Here is a 14600-nt window from a genome sequence, read left to right as displayed (position 1 = left end):
ACAAATGACAAATCCCTTTGATCGTGAAGACGGTGTCTTTCTTGTGCTTGTCAATGAACAAGGACAGCATTCACTTTGGCCATCATTTGCACCAGTGCCAGATGGATGGGAAAAGGTCTTTGGTGAAGACACTAGAAATGCCTGCATCGATTATATCCAGACACACTGGCAGGACTTACGGCCTTTAAGCTTAACAAAAGAACCTGCCCTAGCACATGGAAAAACGGAATAAATCATCGCACCCTGATCTCACTCAGGGTGCTTTTTTGACAGAATAAACATCACCATCTTTCCAGCCCTTTCTGCTACAATTTAATTGAGAATGTTTATCAATCATTAAGAGATCAGGTGGTTTTATGGGAAATAACAATCAATTACGTACAATGGCAAATGCCGAACAATTCATCTATCGATTAACATATACTGAAAAAATAAATAATGCAGAGCTTCCGCATACGGAGCAACAGCTATCAGATACATTCTGCCTCCTCTTCAGCATAAGCGGCAGCGGTTTACTCACATTGAACGATCAAAAATGGCGATTGAAAAATCTGACACTCTATACGATCATGCCTGGGGAAACATTTATGTTGAAAACAGAGCCTTATCGAAAACACGAGCTCTATCTGTTTCGCTTTCAGCTCTACACACTGCAAGATCAAAACATAGGAGAAGTATCAACTGAACATGCCCGTTCTTTACTGAATGTATGGCAATTTATCGATATTAGCTCGATTGAACAAATTCATTCTTTACTGCCTGAAATGACAGAGGAATGGAAAAGACCTGAATCCATTAGCTTTTTTAGAAGCCAAACTCTTTTTCAACAGCTCATTATACAGCTTTTCACACTGCATAAAGAAGATATTTGTGACACGGCACATGCCCTTTTCAAAACAAAACAATATATTGATCAACATTCCGAAGAACCCCTCAGCCTTACAAGTCTATCTCATATGGCTGGCATCAGCGCCAATCATTACAGTGAGCTATTTAAAAAGCATTTTGATGTGAGTGTCACTGATTATATCACCAAGAAAAGGATGGCTAGAGCCAAACAGTTAATGGCAAAAAGCAATGCAAAGCTCAAAGACATTGCACTGGAAATCGGCTATCAAGATCCCTATTACTTTAGCCGCATCTTTAAGAAAAAAACTGGCATGACCCCTTCTGCTTATATGAAAAGCCGTCAGCGGAAAATTGCAGCCTATGGTCATTCCATACTCGGTCAGCTCACACCAATTCATATCATCCCATATGCTGCCCCTCTTCATCCTAAATGGACAGCACATGATTTTGAGCATCATGCAGAAGAAATTCCGATTCACCTGAGTGCACATCGTATCAACGAGCACGCTGAAGCCAATTTACAGCAATTAAAGGAAACAAAACCTGAGCTGATCATTGCCAATGATCATGTGACAGAGGAAGAAAAACAAGTGTTGAAAACCATCTGTCCTGTTCACTTTGTTCCATTCACACAATTGAATTGGCGCGCTCAATTCAGACAAACAGCTATGTTCCTGAACGAAGCGAAGGAAGCAGAAGAATGGTTGCTTCATTACGAGGAAATCGTCATTCAAGCGAAAAAGGCATGCCTTGTTGATCATCCACCAAAAACCGTCCTGCCTCTTCGTATCTTTCAAGATCAGCTCTACTTGTCTGTAAATCGCACCATGTCAGAAGTGATTTTTCATGACATTGGTCTTCTGCCAGCTTTTCAGAATGATGGTCAGCTAATAGAAAAAAAAATCAGCATTCGTTCCATACAACAGCTAGACCCAGACGCCATCTTCCTCTTCTTGCATAAGGAGCCAAAAACCATTGCATTTTATCAAAAGTTAAAGCAACAGGAGGCTTGGCAAAATCTCAAGGCTGTGAGTCAACAAGCAGTCTATCCACTCGCTTCTGACCCTTGGCGTGAATACACAGCAGCCAGTCATCAACGAGTCATTCAGGACCTTTTATCTTTTTTTCCGTAAAAAGTCCATCATTTGATAGAGAATTGTCTATGGCTAAAAGGACGAAAGCCTAATACAATCTTTAATTGAGAACAATTATCAGTTAAAGGAGAAAACAAATGAAAAAATGGTTAGCATTGCTTACCCTTTGTATCATGACGATCACCACAGCAGCCTGTGGTGCTACAGAAAATAAACCTGCTTCAAACACAGCCAAAAGCAAGTCAGCTGAAGCAACAGAAACAAAAATCAATTACTTAGATCAAACGTACAAGCTCAAAACACCAGTGAAACGAATCGTCATTGCTGGAAGCCTAGAATCAATGGAAGATGCAAAATTACTTGGTATCCAACCTATTGGTGCTTCTACCGTAGGCGGCACATTCCCTGAATTATTTAAAGACATCACAGCGAAAACAGAAGGCATCGGTGAAAAAACAGAACCAAACCTAGAGAAAATCTTAAAACTAAAACCAGACGTGATACTCGGATCAACAAAGTTCCCGCCTGCAACAATTAAAAAACTGGATAAAGTCCAAACGACGATCCCAGTATCCCATGTCTCTTCTGACTGGGAAAGCAATCTTTTATTGCTCGGTACGCTGACTGGAAAGAGTGAAGAAGCCAAAAACATCATTTCTGATTATCAGAAAGATCTCAAACAAGCGAAAGAAACCCTGAAAGACAAAAGCAACAACAAAACAGCTGTCATTTTACGCATTAGACAGGGCGACCTGTACGTGTATCCTGAAGACGTATACTTCAACTCAACCTTATATGGGGACTTAGGATTTTCAGCACCAAGTGATATCAAAAAAGCCAAAGCACAAGCGATGATTTCGATGGAGCGCCTGGGCGAACTAAATCCTGACTATATTTTTGTTCAGTTCTCTAAAGCGGAAAACTCATCGAATCCAAACGCATTGAAGGACTTAGAGCAAAATAAAATTTGGACAAGCCTAAAAGCTGTGAAAAATGGGCACATCAATGCAAATGTCGTTGATCCTATGCTTCAAGGAGGAACAGCACTAAGCAAAACAACCTTCCTTGATAAAGCTGTCAAATGGTTAGAGAAAAACAACTAAAAAAAGAAGCGCCAATTTGCGCGATCAGATTGTTGACAAAGGGCTAAAATGATCTTTATTTTTAGCTCTTTGTCTTCTTTTCAGCGTAGTTGAAAACCTTGAGGAGAGAATACACATGAACGGAACGTTTCTATATGACGAGTTTAATGGGCGTCAGCTTGATATTTACCTTCCACAGGACACCTCTATTGATGTTCCAGCTGTCTTTGTACAAGATGGCTCTTCTTTGTTTAGAACACACCTGCTAGAGATCGAAAGAATGATCGAAGCCAATACCATCTCGCCAATCATCATTGTCGGCATACACCCCTTCAATCGACTTGATGAATATACACCATGGAAGGCGTCATCACTGCGTTCTGAGTTTCCTGACTTTAATGGCGAGGCACAGACGTATATGTCATTTTTAGCAAATGACTTGCTCCCATATATCAAAAGAGAATATCCAGTCAAGCAGACCTGTCATCAACATAGTCACGTAGGTGCTTCATTAGGTGGACTATTTGCTATTTATACCCTATTGATGCACCCTGCCCTTTTTAAAAACATCGCATCTATCTCTGGGTCATTTTGGTATCAAGATTTTCTACCGTTTGCTAAACAACAAAGCATTCAGTGTGTGGAGCACCTTGTCTATTTATCTGTAGGCAGTGAAGAAGGTAAAGGCAAAACATCTGCTCAACAGCACATGCCTTTATTCAACAAACAACTACATGACCTTTTATTACAGAAAGGGATGCAGGATTGGCAGCTGCAATATCACATCGAACAAGGGGAGGGCCATCATCTGAAACAATTTCAAAAAAATTTCTTATCGGCCATAAAGTGGTTTTATAAAAGAGAACTCTAATTTTTTATCAGCATGGCACAAAGCCGATATGTTATATTGGAACGTATAGATTGAAAGAGGAGGGATTTGCTCATGAGACCTTTACAAATCTCAGCCGATACAGCACAAAAACTTGCGGCATCACTCAATGTACCCATTGAACAAATCATGCACATGCCGCAGCATATCTTAATCGCTAAACTAGCAGAACTTGAACAGAAGAAAGATCGTTCTTCTTAAAGAAATAAAGGAGTTTACATTCATGGAACAACATCTAGAACAATCAACATTACATCCTCGCAGTAAAGGACAAACCATCCTGCTGATTGCTGGGATTTTACTCATTGCATTTAATCTGCGGCCTGCCATTACGTCCGTGGGGCCTCTCATCGGCGCCATTCGTTCCGATTTACAGCTTTCAAATGGACTTGCGGGTTTTCTCACAACATTACCACTGCTCTCATTCGCATTGCTTTCTCCAATTGCACCTAAAATCGGAAAACGTCTTGGCAATGAACGAACCCTTTGGCTTGGGCTTGCTGTCCTTTTATTTGGGATTGTGATTCGCTCGTTTGGCACGATCATCTTCTTAATGATGGGAACCGCGCTTGTCGGTGTCGGGATTGCAATATGTAATGTGCTCTTACCGGGGCTCGTGAAGCATAAATTTCCTGCACATGCTGGATTGATGACGAGCGTTTATACGACCTCGATGTCCGTCTTTGCGGCACTTGCATCAGGTGTCAGTGTTCCACTCAGTCATACGATGCCTGGCGGCTGGAATACATCATTCCTCGTATGGGCTGGCCTTGCTCTTCTCGCGATGATGGTCTGGGCGCCACAGCTTCTTCATCAGAACACAGCGGCCGTCAAAAGCATTTCGCTCACAGAGCAGCCAATATGGCGTTCACGTGTCGCATGGCAGGTGACCTTTTTTATGGGGTTGCAGTCATTCCTTTTCTATAGCAGCATCGCCTGGTTTCCCGATATTTTAACATCACATGGAATGAACCTGTCGACAGCCGGCTGGATGCTGTCCATTATGCAGTTTGCTGGGCTGCCATCCACCTTTTTAACGCCTGTTTTTGCAGAAAAATTAAAAACACAAAGACCGCTTGTCTTCGGACTTGTCCTTGTGTATTTACTCGGCATGATCGGACTTCTTCTCGGAGGATCGACGCCTATTCTCGTGATCTCTGTTTTATTGATCGGTATTGGACAAGGTGCCAGCATCAGTCTGGCGCTCACATTTATCGGGTTACGAACGACCAATATGGAGCAAGCCGCTGCCCTTTCCGGAATGGCGCAGTCTCTCGGTTATTTATTAGCCGCCGTTGGTCCGTTCATGATCGGTATCCTTTTTGATCTCACACATACATGGACGCCATCCATTATCATCTTTATCATCATCCTATTTTTCATGTTTTTATCCGGTATGCGAGCCGGACGAAGCGTCTATATTTCAGATCCATCATAAAAAAAGAACCCGCCTCCTCGTGAGACGGGTTCTTTTCTGCTTTATGCTTGTTCTGTCACATGAACCTTTAACGTTGCTTGTACCTCTGGATGAAGCTTCACCGGTACATTTGTGTAACCTAATGCACGGATGGCGTCATTCAGCTCGATTTTGCGCTTATCGAGTTTGATTTGATGATCTTTTTGTAATTTATCAGCGATTTGTTTGCTTGTAATCGATCCAAACAGACGACCGCCTTCACCTGATTTTGCAGTGAGCTCCACTGTTAACGCCTCAAGTGTCTCTTTTAGTTGCTTCGCTTGTTCAAGCTCTTGGATGGCATTCTTTTTCTCTTTGTTTTTCTGCCCTTCCAATGCGCTTAGGTTCGTTGGATTTGCTTCAACCGCTAACCCTTGTTTGATGAGAAAGTTGTGAGCGTATCCGTCAGCTACATTCTTGACTTCGCCTTTTTTCCCTTTGCCTTTTACGTCTTTTAGAAAGATGACTTTCATCTTTGAACCCCTCCTTCGAAATATTCATCAATGGCAGCTTTTAACTGCTCTACCGCTTCTTCAATGGTTATACCATACATTTGGGTGGCAGCGTTAGTCAAATGACCGCCGCCATCTAACGCTTCCATGATAATTTGGACGTTGATATCTCCTAATGATCTCGCACTAATGCACACCGTGTTGTCATCTCGTCTAGCGACAGCAAATGACGCTTCTACCTCACTCATTGACAACAGAGAATCAGCCGTCTGGGCAATCGTAATTTGATCATAATACTCCGAGCTGTCTGACGGCAATGAAGCAATCGCCACCTGATTTTGATACAAATCTGTATGTTGAATGAGTTTTGCCCGTTTGATGTAATGATCAACTGTCTCTTTTAGGAATTTTTGCACAAGGACAGGATCTGCCCCCTTCGCACGAAGATAGGATGCTGCATCAAACGTTCTTGATCCCGTTCTCAGCGAGAAACTCTTCGTATCCACGATGATCCCTGCGAGAAGCGCAGTAGCTTCAATCATGTTAATACGCAATTTCTTCGGCTGATACTCTAAAAGCTCTGTCACAAGCTCTGCTGTGGATGAAGCATACGGCTCCATATAGACAAGTAATGGATCACGGATAAACTCTTCGCCTCGTCTATGATGGTCAATGACCACGACATTTTCAATCTTATTGAGCAGTCGTTCTTCCATGACGAGAGACGGTTTATGTGTATCCACGACCACAAGCAATGTATCATCCTCTGCAAGCTCCATGGCTTCCTCTGGGGTGATAAAACGTGACCAAAGATCTTCATAATTCTTAATCTCACTAATCAAGCGTTGAACACTGTCACCAATCTGGTTGGCATCAATGACAATATAGCCTTCTTTCCCATTGGCCTGGGCGACCTTTAAAATTCCAATTGATGCACCGATCGAGTCCATGTCTGGGAACTTATGCCCCATGATCATGACATTTCCGCTTTCAGATACAATTTCTTTTAAAGCATGAGAAATGACTCGTGCGCGTACACGTGTCCGTTTCTCCATTGGATTCGTTTTCCCGCCGTAGAATTTCACTTTTCCATTTGGCTGCTTAATGGCTACCTGATCCCCGCCTCGTCCGAGGGCAAGATCAAGACTCGACTGCGCAAGTGCCCCAAGCTCTTTTAAAGAAGGAACGGACGCTCCAATCCCGATACTCAGAGTAAGCGTCGCACTATGCGCCCCTGTTTTCTCACGGACCTCGTCTAAAATGGAGAACTTCGACGCTTCAAGCTCTGCTAAAATGCTCTCATTTAGAACCGCCATAAATCGTTCAGACGAAATTCGCTTCAGGAAAATGCCATATTCTTGTGCCCAATTGTTTAACAGCGACGTCACTTCACTATTAATGGTGCTGCGCACCTGATCATCAAGACCCTGCGTGACATCATCGTAATTGTCTAAAAAGATATAAGATAACACCGTTCGTTCATTTTCGTACTGTCTTTCAATCTGCACCTGTTCCGTGACATCAAAGAAATATAAAAGGCGCTCTGACCGTTTAATAATGACTTTGAATTTCCGATCATTCAGCGTCACATTTTCTGTCTCGACCTCTTGTTTAATAAGAGGCACAACGGACTCGAATGTATCATACAAAGATCTGCCGACAAGCGTGCTTTCATGAAAGCACGAAGCGAGAAATGGATTTGTCCATTCGATATAATACTGGTCATTAAACAGCATAATACCAATTGGCATTTCCATTAATGCTTCTTCTCCAACCTTTTTGACTCGATAGGATAATGTTGAAATATATGAATCAATCTCTTTTTGCACTTGCGTATCTGCCCACTTTAAGAAGTAGAGCACACCTGCAAGAACGAAAAGACCAACCGCTCCTATGATCCAATTATAATAAAGGTTGAGGAGGACTGTGACCACCGCAAGGACAATCAAAGCGATGATCGGATACTTGATGACAGGTTTTCTATAGAAGCTTGGCACTGATATCAACTCCTCAACATTCAGAGTGAATTATTTGTTTTTTACTTTCTCTCTTAAATCAAAGCCTATGTCAGCAATCCCTATAATACGCACAATCACACCGACTGGCGGATAGAGAACCCCTAACACGATAGCGAAAATGGGCACCGCTTTTGAGATGCTTTTTTCGTGGCAATAATAGAAGATAAAAGAAAATCCCTGAATAAGCACCAGTATAAATAAAATTTGAAAAGCACTCGTTTGAACAAGCCATAAAAAGCTGCCTTTTTCCGTCTGAATCAGCATCAAAAGCAGTGTGAGTAAATAATACCATACCATGCTTTTTGGCAGCCGCATATCCTTAAATTTCTTCAAGACCGGCATGTCTTTGACAAACCGTTTGATCAGAGGCTGCACGAACCAGTGATTCACGAACGCCAGCAATGTGACACCAATTAACAGCGCTACAGGCAAAGAACTCAAAGCAGCATCCTGCATCTCTCTGAACTGCTTCAGCTGCTTCGCAATGTTCTGCTCAGAAGCGCCGGATTGCTTTAAGACACTCTCTAACATCGGAATCATTTGTTCAATCGACTCTTTCGCGATACCCATGATATCGACTTGAAAAAGCTGAACACTGACAATAAAGGAGATAAGAAAACTGAATAAATAGATCAGCGCACCTGTAATGATGGCATTCCCAGGCTGCCTTCTGCTGTAGAAAACACCCATGCCTAATCCGGCAGCAATCAGAATTGGCGCACTCATGAGTCCAGCAAGAGACCCAATTAAAAAGCTGATCACTATCCCAATAGCGCCAGCAGCAATTCCTTTTTTCAAGCCGTGCCTGATTGTATAGAGGATAATCGGTATCGGAGCAGCTAGAAAGAAAATAATGGATAATAGCGGCACATACAAATAAAACAGCATCATGACAGAAAAAATACTGATCATGATAGCGCCCTCTACTAACGCTTTTGTTTGTTTCACACCTTCACCTCTATCCAATCCTTTTTCTATATCTTGCTCAATGTGTCCTTCTATGTATACGTACGATGTAAGCTACACCATGTCTTACCCCAACCTTTATTTTACCATAGCGGCAAATCGCAAGTAAAATGCAGGCTATCTTAGGAGCGTTTCACGTGGAACACCAATATAGATTCGTACATGCAACTTTTCAATCAGCATGTTACAATTTTTTAGATTATTCTTAGCTATAAACCCTGAATTCAAGGTCAAAAGCTGTTAGAATAGAAACATCATCAATAAATGTAAGAAGGAGAATTCACATGGGAAAAACACTCGTATTCGGACACAAAAACCCTGACACAGACACGATTTGCTCTGCTATCGCTTACGCTGATCTGAAAAGCAAAATCGGCGTTCAGGCAGAAGCGGTCAGACTTGGAGAAATCAATGGAGAAACACAATACGCATTAGATTTCTTTAAACAAGAAGCACCTCGTTTCATTGAAACAGCTGCAAACGAAACAAAGCAAGTCATTCTTGTCGATCATAACGAATTCCAACAAAGTGTAAGCGATATTGATCAAGTACAAGTGACTGAGGTCATTGATCATCACCGTATTGCCAACTTTGAAACAAGTGAACCTCTATACTATCGCGCTGAGCCTGTTGGCTGTACAGCAACAATCTTAAACAAAATGTACAAAGAGAACCAAGTGAAGATTGAAAAAGAAATCGCTGGTTTGCTTTTATCTGCAATCATTTCTGATTCCTTGCTATTCAAATCCCCAACATGCACACAGCAAGACATTGATGCTGCGCATGAGCTAGCTAAAATTGCAGGGGTAGATCCAGAAGTTTACGGCCTAGACATGCTGAAAGCTGGCGCTGACCTAAGCCAAAAAACGGTTCAAGAATTAATTACAATTGATGCAAAAGAATTCGCACTAGGCAATAGCAAAGTGGAAATTGCGCAAGTTAATACAGTAGATATCGCGGAAGTAACAGCAAGACAGGCTGACATTGAAGCGAAAATCAATGAAGTCATCGCAGCGAAAGGTCTTGATCTATTCGTTCTAGTGATCACAGACATCTTAGAAAATGACTCCCTTGCTCTTGCACTCGGTGCAGAAGCTGCAAAAGTAGAAAAAGCATTTAACGTCACACTTGAAAACAACACCGCTTTACTAAAAGGTGTTGTATCAAGAAAGAAACAAGTGGTACCTGCACTGACAGAGGCACTTTCTTAATCAACACAACAAGACTGCTGACATGTTCAGCAGTCTTTTTTCTTCTTTTAATGAATGTACATATCGCTGACAAGAATATCCTTTAGCACACTTGTTGGAATCGTGAATTCAACTACACCCATGTAACCAGGTGCCACATCATATTCATTAAAGGAAATCACCAGTTTGCCTTTTGAATTGATATAGAAGCTTTGATCCGGCTGAATCTTCTTAAATGGGTCCATATCATCCTTGCCAATCCAGTAAATCTTATTTGAATCCTCTTTCATCTGTTTCTTCATTTGATCTTTAATATTTTCACTAATGACATCTATATACCGGTCATCTTTAAACAAGCTTGGTAATGTAATGAGTACATGGTTTTTCTTATCCACCGTATCATATGTCATTTCCTCTGCCGCAGAAGCTTGAGTCGTCACCTTGTATCGACCTAACGAGAGAATTTGGTCATTGTTTGTTCTCACTTCATATCCGCTCTCTACACTTAAATGACCATTTTTATACCCCTTTGTTTCCTTTTCAAAATCTTGATACAGTTTTTTGTTTTCAGCTAAATATTTTTGATTCAGGCTGTCTTGTAATTTTCCGTCCCCAAGCCCTGAAACGTGTGGTGTTTTAAGGTCAATATTCGTTCCTTGATCACTCTTTTTAAATTCTGTGAATGTCACGACTTTCACCAGCTCGCCAATGACAGGCACCTCTGAAATGGCTCTTGCCGCCTGTGGACTGACATTAACTGTCGTGACAAATAGAGCAGCCGCAGCAACAAGTCCGATGGTCCATTGCTGAAAATGAGGTTTTTTGTTTTTTCGTTTCAATGTTCGTTCAACCATAGCATCATATTCCGGTGGAATAGGGATTTCTAAATATTCCTCTTTTAACTGTTCCAAATGCTTATCCATTTATATTTCCTCCTGCGATAATTCTACTTTTAAAAGCCGCAACGCCTTATATAATCTTGTTTTGATGGTGTTTTCGTTTTCTTCGAGAATATGGGCGATGTCCTCTAATTTTAAATCTTCAAAGAATCTCAAAATGATGATAACCCGGTACATCTCAGGCAAATCCTCTATGGCTCGTCTGACATCTTGATCCTCATAGACATCTGACTCACCCTTTGACAAGAATTCGAGTGTGTCATCATCTGTCACTTGCACCCGCTTCTTCTTTCGTAAAAAGTCTAGGGCAGCGTTCACCACGATTTTATAAAACCAGCTATGCATCTTGGTCGCATCCTCTAATCGGTGAACAGATTTGAGTGCTTTATGAATCGCCTCTTGAACGACATCCATCGCATCCTCTGGGTTTTTGACATAACTATAGGACAATCGATAAAAACTGTGTTTATGCTCCATTACGTAATCAGCAAATTGATCCTCAATCTTTCGTTTCTTCATTTTACAAAGAGCTCCTTTATCTTAAATGCGCATCGGTTATTTCTTACAATGGATAGACGCGCGCCTTTGGAAAATAGTTTGCGCTCGGTTATTTTTTTAACATGTCATCCCATTTCCGTTTCTATACAAAAAGAGCGAACCAGACAGGTTCACTCTTTCAAAGCAGATATTGTTTGATGGACAAACTGTTTAAGTGGAGAAAGCGGATGAATGATCGGAACGCCTGTCTCCTCTTCCATCTGCTGTGCCGCATGAACCATCGATAGCTGCATCACGCAAATATCTCCGCTTTTTTTCATACATCTTCTGAGGTGCTTTTTGATTTGCTCCTCATAAGCCTGCATATCACCATTTAGGCAAAGGTGAAAGACATCCTCCATCACCATAACTTCTGCATCAATCTGTTTGCCGTGCTCTTTTGCATATGATTTAAGCCGCTTCATCGTCCCTTCCACTGTATCCGGGTTTGAAAACACAAGTTGAAGAGGCCCTTTTCCCTGACAAATCAGCTCAAACAACGGTTCATCGATCGGAACAATCGGTTGTTTAAAAAGATGCTGCTGATTACCCAAAGCGGCAATGTATTGTGTACACGTGAGCAGAATGAGATCGGCTTCATCTTCTTGCATCAGTTTGTTGATGACATAGGCTTGCTGCTTGTGTTGATCAAAAGTGGGATCTTGTGTAGCGCGTTCTATAAATGATGAATCGACCGTGTGATAAAGCGCAATATCGGTATCGCCAAAAACATCTTCTATATATGACTGATTGGACGGATGGGCGTGAAGGCAGTGTAATCGAATCATCAGGTTCGCTCCTCGTGAAAGTTTTCAATCATTATATCAATCCTTGTATGAAATAGGGAGCATGATGACCATATTGTTAGGGAGATATTGAAGGAGGGATTTAATTGAAAGAAGAACAACACCCTAAACCATCTTCAGAGTCAGAAGACACTTTAACCAATCGGCAAGGTCATCCCGTAACAGACAATCAAAATATGAGAACCGTTGGGAATAGAGGACCAACTACGCTTGAAAACTACGATTTCCTAGAGAAAATTAGTCATTTTGATCGTGAACGCATTCCTGAACGTGTCGTCCATGCGCGCGGGGCCGGAGCTCACGGTTATTTTGAAGCCTATGGCACATTCGGTGACGAACCCATTTCCACTTATACAAGGGCAAAATTATTTCAGGAAAAAGGAAAAAAGACACCTGTTTTCGTTCGTTTTTCTTCTGTGATTCACGGCGGTCATTCACCAGAAACATTGCGTGACCCTAGAGGATTTGCGATTAAATTTTATACAGAAGAAGGCAACTGGGATCTCGTGGGGAACAACCTCAAAATTTTCTTTATCCGAGATGCTTTGAAATTCCCTGATTTGGTTCATGCCTTTAAGCCTGATCCTGTCACCAACCGTCAAGACGGCGAGCGTATTTTTGACTTCGTCTCGCAATCACCTGAAGCGACGCATATGGTGACATTTCTCTTTTCACCATGGGGCATCCCAGCAACCTATCGGCACATGCAAGGCTCAGGTGTCCATGCCTACAAATGGGTGAACCATGAAGGAAAAGCAGTGCTGGTCAAATATCACTTTGAACCGAAGCAAGGCATTCGCAACCTGACGCAAGAACAAGCTCAAGCGATTCAAGGAGAAAACTTTAATCATGCCACACAGGATTTGTATGAAGCCATTGAGCAAGGAGATCATCCTGAATGGGAGGTATATGCGCAGATCATGGAAGATGATGCCCATCCTCACCTTGACTTTGACCCGCTTGATCCGACAAAGCTTTGGTACAAGAATGACTATCCATGGAAACCGATTGGACGAATGGTGTTAAACAAAAATCCAGAAAATTATTTCGCAGAAGTCGAGCAGGTCGCCTTTGGGACTGGCGTTCTCGTAGACGGTTTGGATTTCTCAGATGATAAGTTGCTTCAAGGGCGCACCTTCTCCTATTCTGACACGCAGCGATATCGTGTGGGGCCAAACTATTTACAGCTGCCGATCAATGCACCGAAAAAGCATGTGGCCACGAATCAAAGAGATGGGCAAATGGAATACCATGTCGATCAAGGCAAAGAGCAAAACCCTCATGTGAATTATGAACCATCGATCCTCGGCGGATTAAAAGAAGCCAAGCAGGATGGAAAAGATCATACGCCTTTTGTAGAGGGTGACGTCAAACGAGAAGCCATTGACCGCCCGAACAACTTTGGCCAAGCCGGAGAAACGTATCGCCGTTTCAATGATTGGGAACGTGAGGAACTGATTAAGAACTTAGTCAACACCCTTGCGACCTGTCAAAAAGACATTCAAGAGCAAATGATCGAAAACTTTACAAAGGCTGACCCTGATTACGGAAAGCGTGTCGCTGATGGCTTAAAAGCCTTCAAACAAGAACAGCCAAGCGGACCTATAGGCTCTACAGGCGCCGCACAAGCTGTGGACGAAGCGATTAACAACAGCACACCATCAGATCCTTATTAAATAAAAAAGAATGCAGCGCCTAGGCTGCATTCTTTTTGTATTCATCGATTAAGCGTTTTGACCCTTTTTGATCCATTCTGCTACATTGACTGTACGTTTTGCTTGATGTTTTGCAGCAGCTTCTGCATCCTCTTGGATCTTTCCGTTTTGGTCAACAGTGACACTCACGCCATAAGGGTTGCCCCCTGCACCGTATAACGAGTCATCTGTGTATCCAGGAGCGGCAATAATCGCTCCCCAGTGGAACATCGTTGTGTAAAGGCTAAGAATGGTCTGTTCCTGCCCGCCATTTGGGTTTTGTGCAGAGGTCATCGCACTCACTGCTTTGTTTGCTAATTTCCCTTGGAACCATAAGCCGCCAGTTGTGTCTAAGAATTGCTTCATTTGAGCCGGTAGGTTACCAAAACGTGTTGGCATGCTAAAGATGATAGCATCTGCCCACTCTAAATCACTTAATTGAACCTCTGGAACATCCTTTGTTTCGTCTAAATGTGCTTTCCATGCTGGATTTGATGCTACAACTGCTTCTGGTGCCAATTCAGCAACCTTTAATACCTTCACTTCTGCGCCAGCTTCTTTCGCTCCAGCTTCAGCCCATTTTGCCATCTGATAGTTTGTACCTGTTGAACTATAATAAATAATCGCTAATTTTACGTTTTCCATTTGTTCCATCTCCTTTTGTTTGG

The 14600-nt window shown here is 42.2% G+C and carries 15 protein-coding genes; 8 read left to right on the top strand and 7 right to left on the bottom strand.

Annotated features, from left to right (window positions below):
- Positions 1 to 4: 4 nt before the first annotated feature.
- From C6347_RS00235 to C6347_RS00210, 6 genes are all read left to right on the top strand, one after another.
- Positions 5 to 232, top strand: a complete 228-nt coding sequence (locus C6347_RS00235) for an MbtH family protein (protein ID WP_025093680.1) — start codon at positions 5 to 7, stop codon at positions 230 to 232.
- Positions 233 to 356: 124 nt separating this feature from the next.
- Positions 357 to 1982: an AraC family transcriptional regulator gene (locus C6347_RS00230; protein ID WP_106071251.1), complete on the top strand. Its 1626-nt coding sequence runs from the start codon at positions 357 to 359 to the stop codon at positions 1980 to 1982.
- A 98-nt stretch (positions 1983 to 2080) separates the two neighbouring features.
- Complete coding sequence (locus C6347_RS00225; RefSeq protein WP_034660636.1) at positions 2081 to 3046, top strand: ABC transporter substrate-binding protein; 966 nt, start codon at positions 2081 to 2083, stop codon at positions 3044 to 3046.
- A 115-nt stretch (positions 3047 to 3161) separates the two neighbouring features.
- On the top strand, positions 3162 to 3896 hold the full coding sequence (locus C6347_RS00220) for an alpha/beta hydrolase (protein ID WP_060597691.1): 735 nt from the start codon (positions 3162 to 3164) through the stop codon (positions 3894 to 3896).
- Between the two features lie 72 nt (positions 3897 to 3968).
- The gene (locus C6347_RS00215) at positions 3969 to 4115 is read left to right on the top strand and encodes a YycC family protein (protein ID WP_003214589.1); all 147 of its coding nucleotides are present in this window, start codon (positions 3969 to 3971) and stop codon (positions 4113 to 4115) included.
- A 22-nt stretch (positions 4116 to 4137) separates the two neighbouring features.
- Positions 4138 to 5352, top strand: coding sequence for a CynX/NimT family MFS transporter (locus C6347_RS00210; RefSeq protein ID WP_066031472.1), 1215 nt, complete (start codon positions 4138 to 4140; stop codon positions 5350 to 5352).
- 41 nt (positions 5353 to 5393) lie between these two features.
- Here the strand turns inward: C6347_RS00210 and rplI are convergent, their stop codons facing one another.
- From rplI to C6347_RS00195, 3 genes are read right to left on the bottom strand one after another with little or no spacing between them, the layout of a single operon-like run.
- The gene (rplI, locus tag C6347_RS00205) at positions 5394 to 5843 is read right to left on the bottom strand and encodes a 50S ribosomal protein L9 (RefSeq protein ID WP_034323903.1); all 450 of its coding nucleotides are present in this window, start codon (positions 5841 to 5843) and stop codon (positions 5394 to 5396) included.
- Complete coding sequence (locus C6347_RS00200) at positions 5840 to 7819, bottom strand: DHH family phosphoesterase (RefSeq protein WP_060597693.1); 1980 nt, start codon at positions 7817 to 7819, stop codon at positions 5840 to 5842. Before C6347_RS00200 ends, rplI begins: the two co-directional genes overlap by 4 nt.
- 30 nt (positions 7820 to 7849) lie before the next feature.
- Positions 7850 to 8788, bottom strand: coding sequence for a YybS family protein (locus C6347_RS00195; RefSeq protein WP_066031796.1), 939 nt, complete (start codon positions 8786 to 8788; stop codon positions 7850 to 7852).
- A gap of 302 nt (positions 8789 to 9090) precedes the next feature.
- Here C6347_RS00195 and C6347_RS00190 point away from each other — a divergent pair, with 302 nt between their 5' ends.
- Positions 9091 to 10017, top strand: coding sequence for a manganese-dependent inorganic pyrophosphatase (locus tag C6347_RS00190; RefSeq protein WP_066031471.1), 927 nt, complete (start codon positions 9091 to 9093; stop codon positions 10015 to 10017).
- A gap of 47 nt (positions 10018 to 10064) precedes the next feature.
- Here C6347_RS00190 and rsiV read toward each other — a convergent pair whose 3' ends face one another.
- The 3 genes from rsiV to C6347_RS00175 all read right to left on the bottom strand — a co-directional run bounded on the left by rsiV (position 10065) and on the right by C6347_RS00175 (position 12220).
- Positions 10065 to 10919: an anti-sigma-V factor RsiV gene (gene rsiV / locus C6347_RS00185; RefSeq protein ID WP_066031470.1), complete on the bottom strand. Its 855-nt coding sequence runs from the start codon at positions 10917 to 10919 to the stop codon at positions 10065 to 10067.
- Positions 10920 to 11414, bottom strand: a complete 495-nt coding sequence (locus C6347_RS00180) for an RNA polymerase sigma factor SigV (RefSeq protein ID WP_060597696.1) — start codon at positions 11412 to 11414, stop codon at positions 10920 to 10922.
- Between the two features lie 149 nt (positions 11415 to 11563).
- Complete coding sequence (locus tag C6347_RS00175; RefSeq protein ID WP_106071249.1) at positions 11564 to 12220, bottom strand: hypothetical protein; 657 nt, start codon at positions 12218 to 12220, stop codon at positions 11564 to 11566.
- A 194-nt stretch (positions 12221 to 12414) separates the two neighbouring features.
- On the opposite strand from C6347_RS00175, the gene katX reads away from it, so the two are divergent.
- Positions 12415 to 13914 carry a catalase KatX gene (gene katX, locus C6347_RS00170; RefSeq protein ID WP_231135476.1) on the top strand — a complete coding sequence of 500 codons (1500 nt, stop codon included), beginning with the start codon at positions 12415 to 12417 and terminating at the stop codon, positions 13912 to 13914.
- 48 nt (positions 13915 to 13962) lie between these two features.
- Here katX and wrbA read toward each other — a convergent pair whose 3' ends face one another.
- Positions 13963 to 14577 carry an NAD(P)H:quinone oxidoreductase gene (wrbA, locus tag C6347_RS00165; RefSeq protein ID WP_003215063.1) on the bottom strand — a complete coding sequence of 205 codons (615 nt, stop codon included), beginning with the start codon at positions 14575 to 14577 and terminating at the stop codon, positions 13963 to 13965.
- Positions 14578 to 14600 lie beyond the last annotated feature (23 nt).

This window comes from Bacillus sp. NMTD17, from assembly GCF_002998735.1.
In the GTDB taxonomy this organism is placed as follows: domain Bacteria; phylum Bacillota; class Bacilli; order Bacillales; family Bacillaceae; genus Bacillus.
Note: the sequence above shows the minus strand (reverse complement) of the source record. Positions and strands in the feature narration are given on the sequence as shown.

What these genes read in the sequence shown, in the direction of transcription:
- C6347_RS00235 (WP_025093680.1), top strand. Translation starts at nt 5, where the DNA reads ATGACAAATCCCTTTGATCGTGAAGACGGTGTCTTTCTTGTGCTTGTC.
- C6347_RS00230 (WP_106071251.1), top strand. Translation starts at nt 357, where the DNA reads ATGGGAAATAACAATCAATTACGTACAATGGCAAATGCCGAACAATTC.
- C6347_RS00225 (WP_034660636.1), top strand. Translation starts at nt 2,081, where the DNA reads ATGAAAAAATGGTTAGCATTGCTTACCCTTTGTATCATGACGATCACC.
- C6347_RS00220 (WP_060597691.1), top strand. Translation starts at nt 3,162, where the DNA reads ATGAACGGAACGTTTCTATATGACGAGTTTAATGGGCGTCAGCTTGAT.
- C6347_RS00215 (WP_003214589.1), top strand. Translation starts at nt 3,969, where the DNA reads ATGAGACCTTTACAAATCTCAGCCGATACAGCACAAAAACTTGCGGCA.
- C6347_RS00210 (WP_066031472.1), top strand. Translation starts at nt 4,138, where the DNA reads ATGGAACAACATCTAGAACAATCAACATTACATCCTCGCAGTAAAGGA.
- rplI (WP_034323903.1), bottom strand. Translation starts at nt 5,843, where the DNA reads ATGAAAGTCATCTTTCTAAAAGACGTAAAAGGCAAAGGGAAAAAAGGC.
- C6347_RS00190 (WP_066031471.1), top strand. Translation starts at nt 9,091, where the DNA reads ATGGGAAAAACACTCGTATTCGGACACAAAAACCCTGACACAGACACG.
- rsiV (WP_066031470.1), bottom strand. Translation starts at nt 10,919, where the DNA reads ATGGATAAGCATTTGGAACAGTTAAAAGAGGAATATTTAGAAATCCCT.
- C6347_RS00180 (WP_060597696.1), bottom strand. Translation starts at nt 11,414, where the DNA reads ATGAAGAAACGAAAGATTGAGGATCAATTTGCTGATTACGTAATGGAG.
- C6347_RS00175 (WP_106071249.1), bottom strand. Translation starts at nt 12,220, where the DNA reads ATGATTCGATTACACTGCCTTCACGCCCATCCGTCCAATCAGTCATAT.
- katX (WP_231135476.1), top strand. Translation starts at nt 12,415, where the DNA reads ATGAGAACCGTTGGGAATAGAGGACCAACTACGCTTGAAAACTACGAT.
- wrbA (WP_003215063.1), bottom strand. Translation starts at nt 14,577, where the DNA reads ATGGAAAACGTAAAATTAGCGATTATTTATTATAGTTCAACAGGTACA.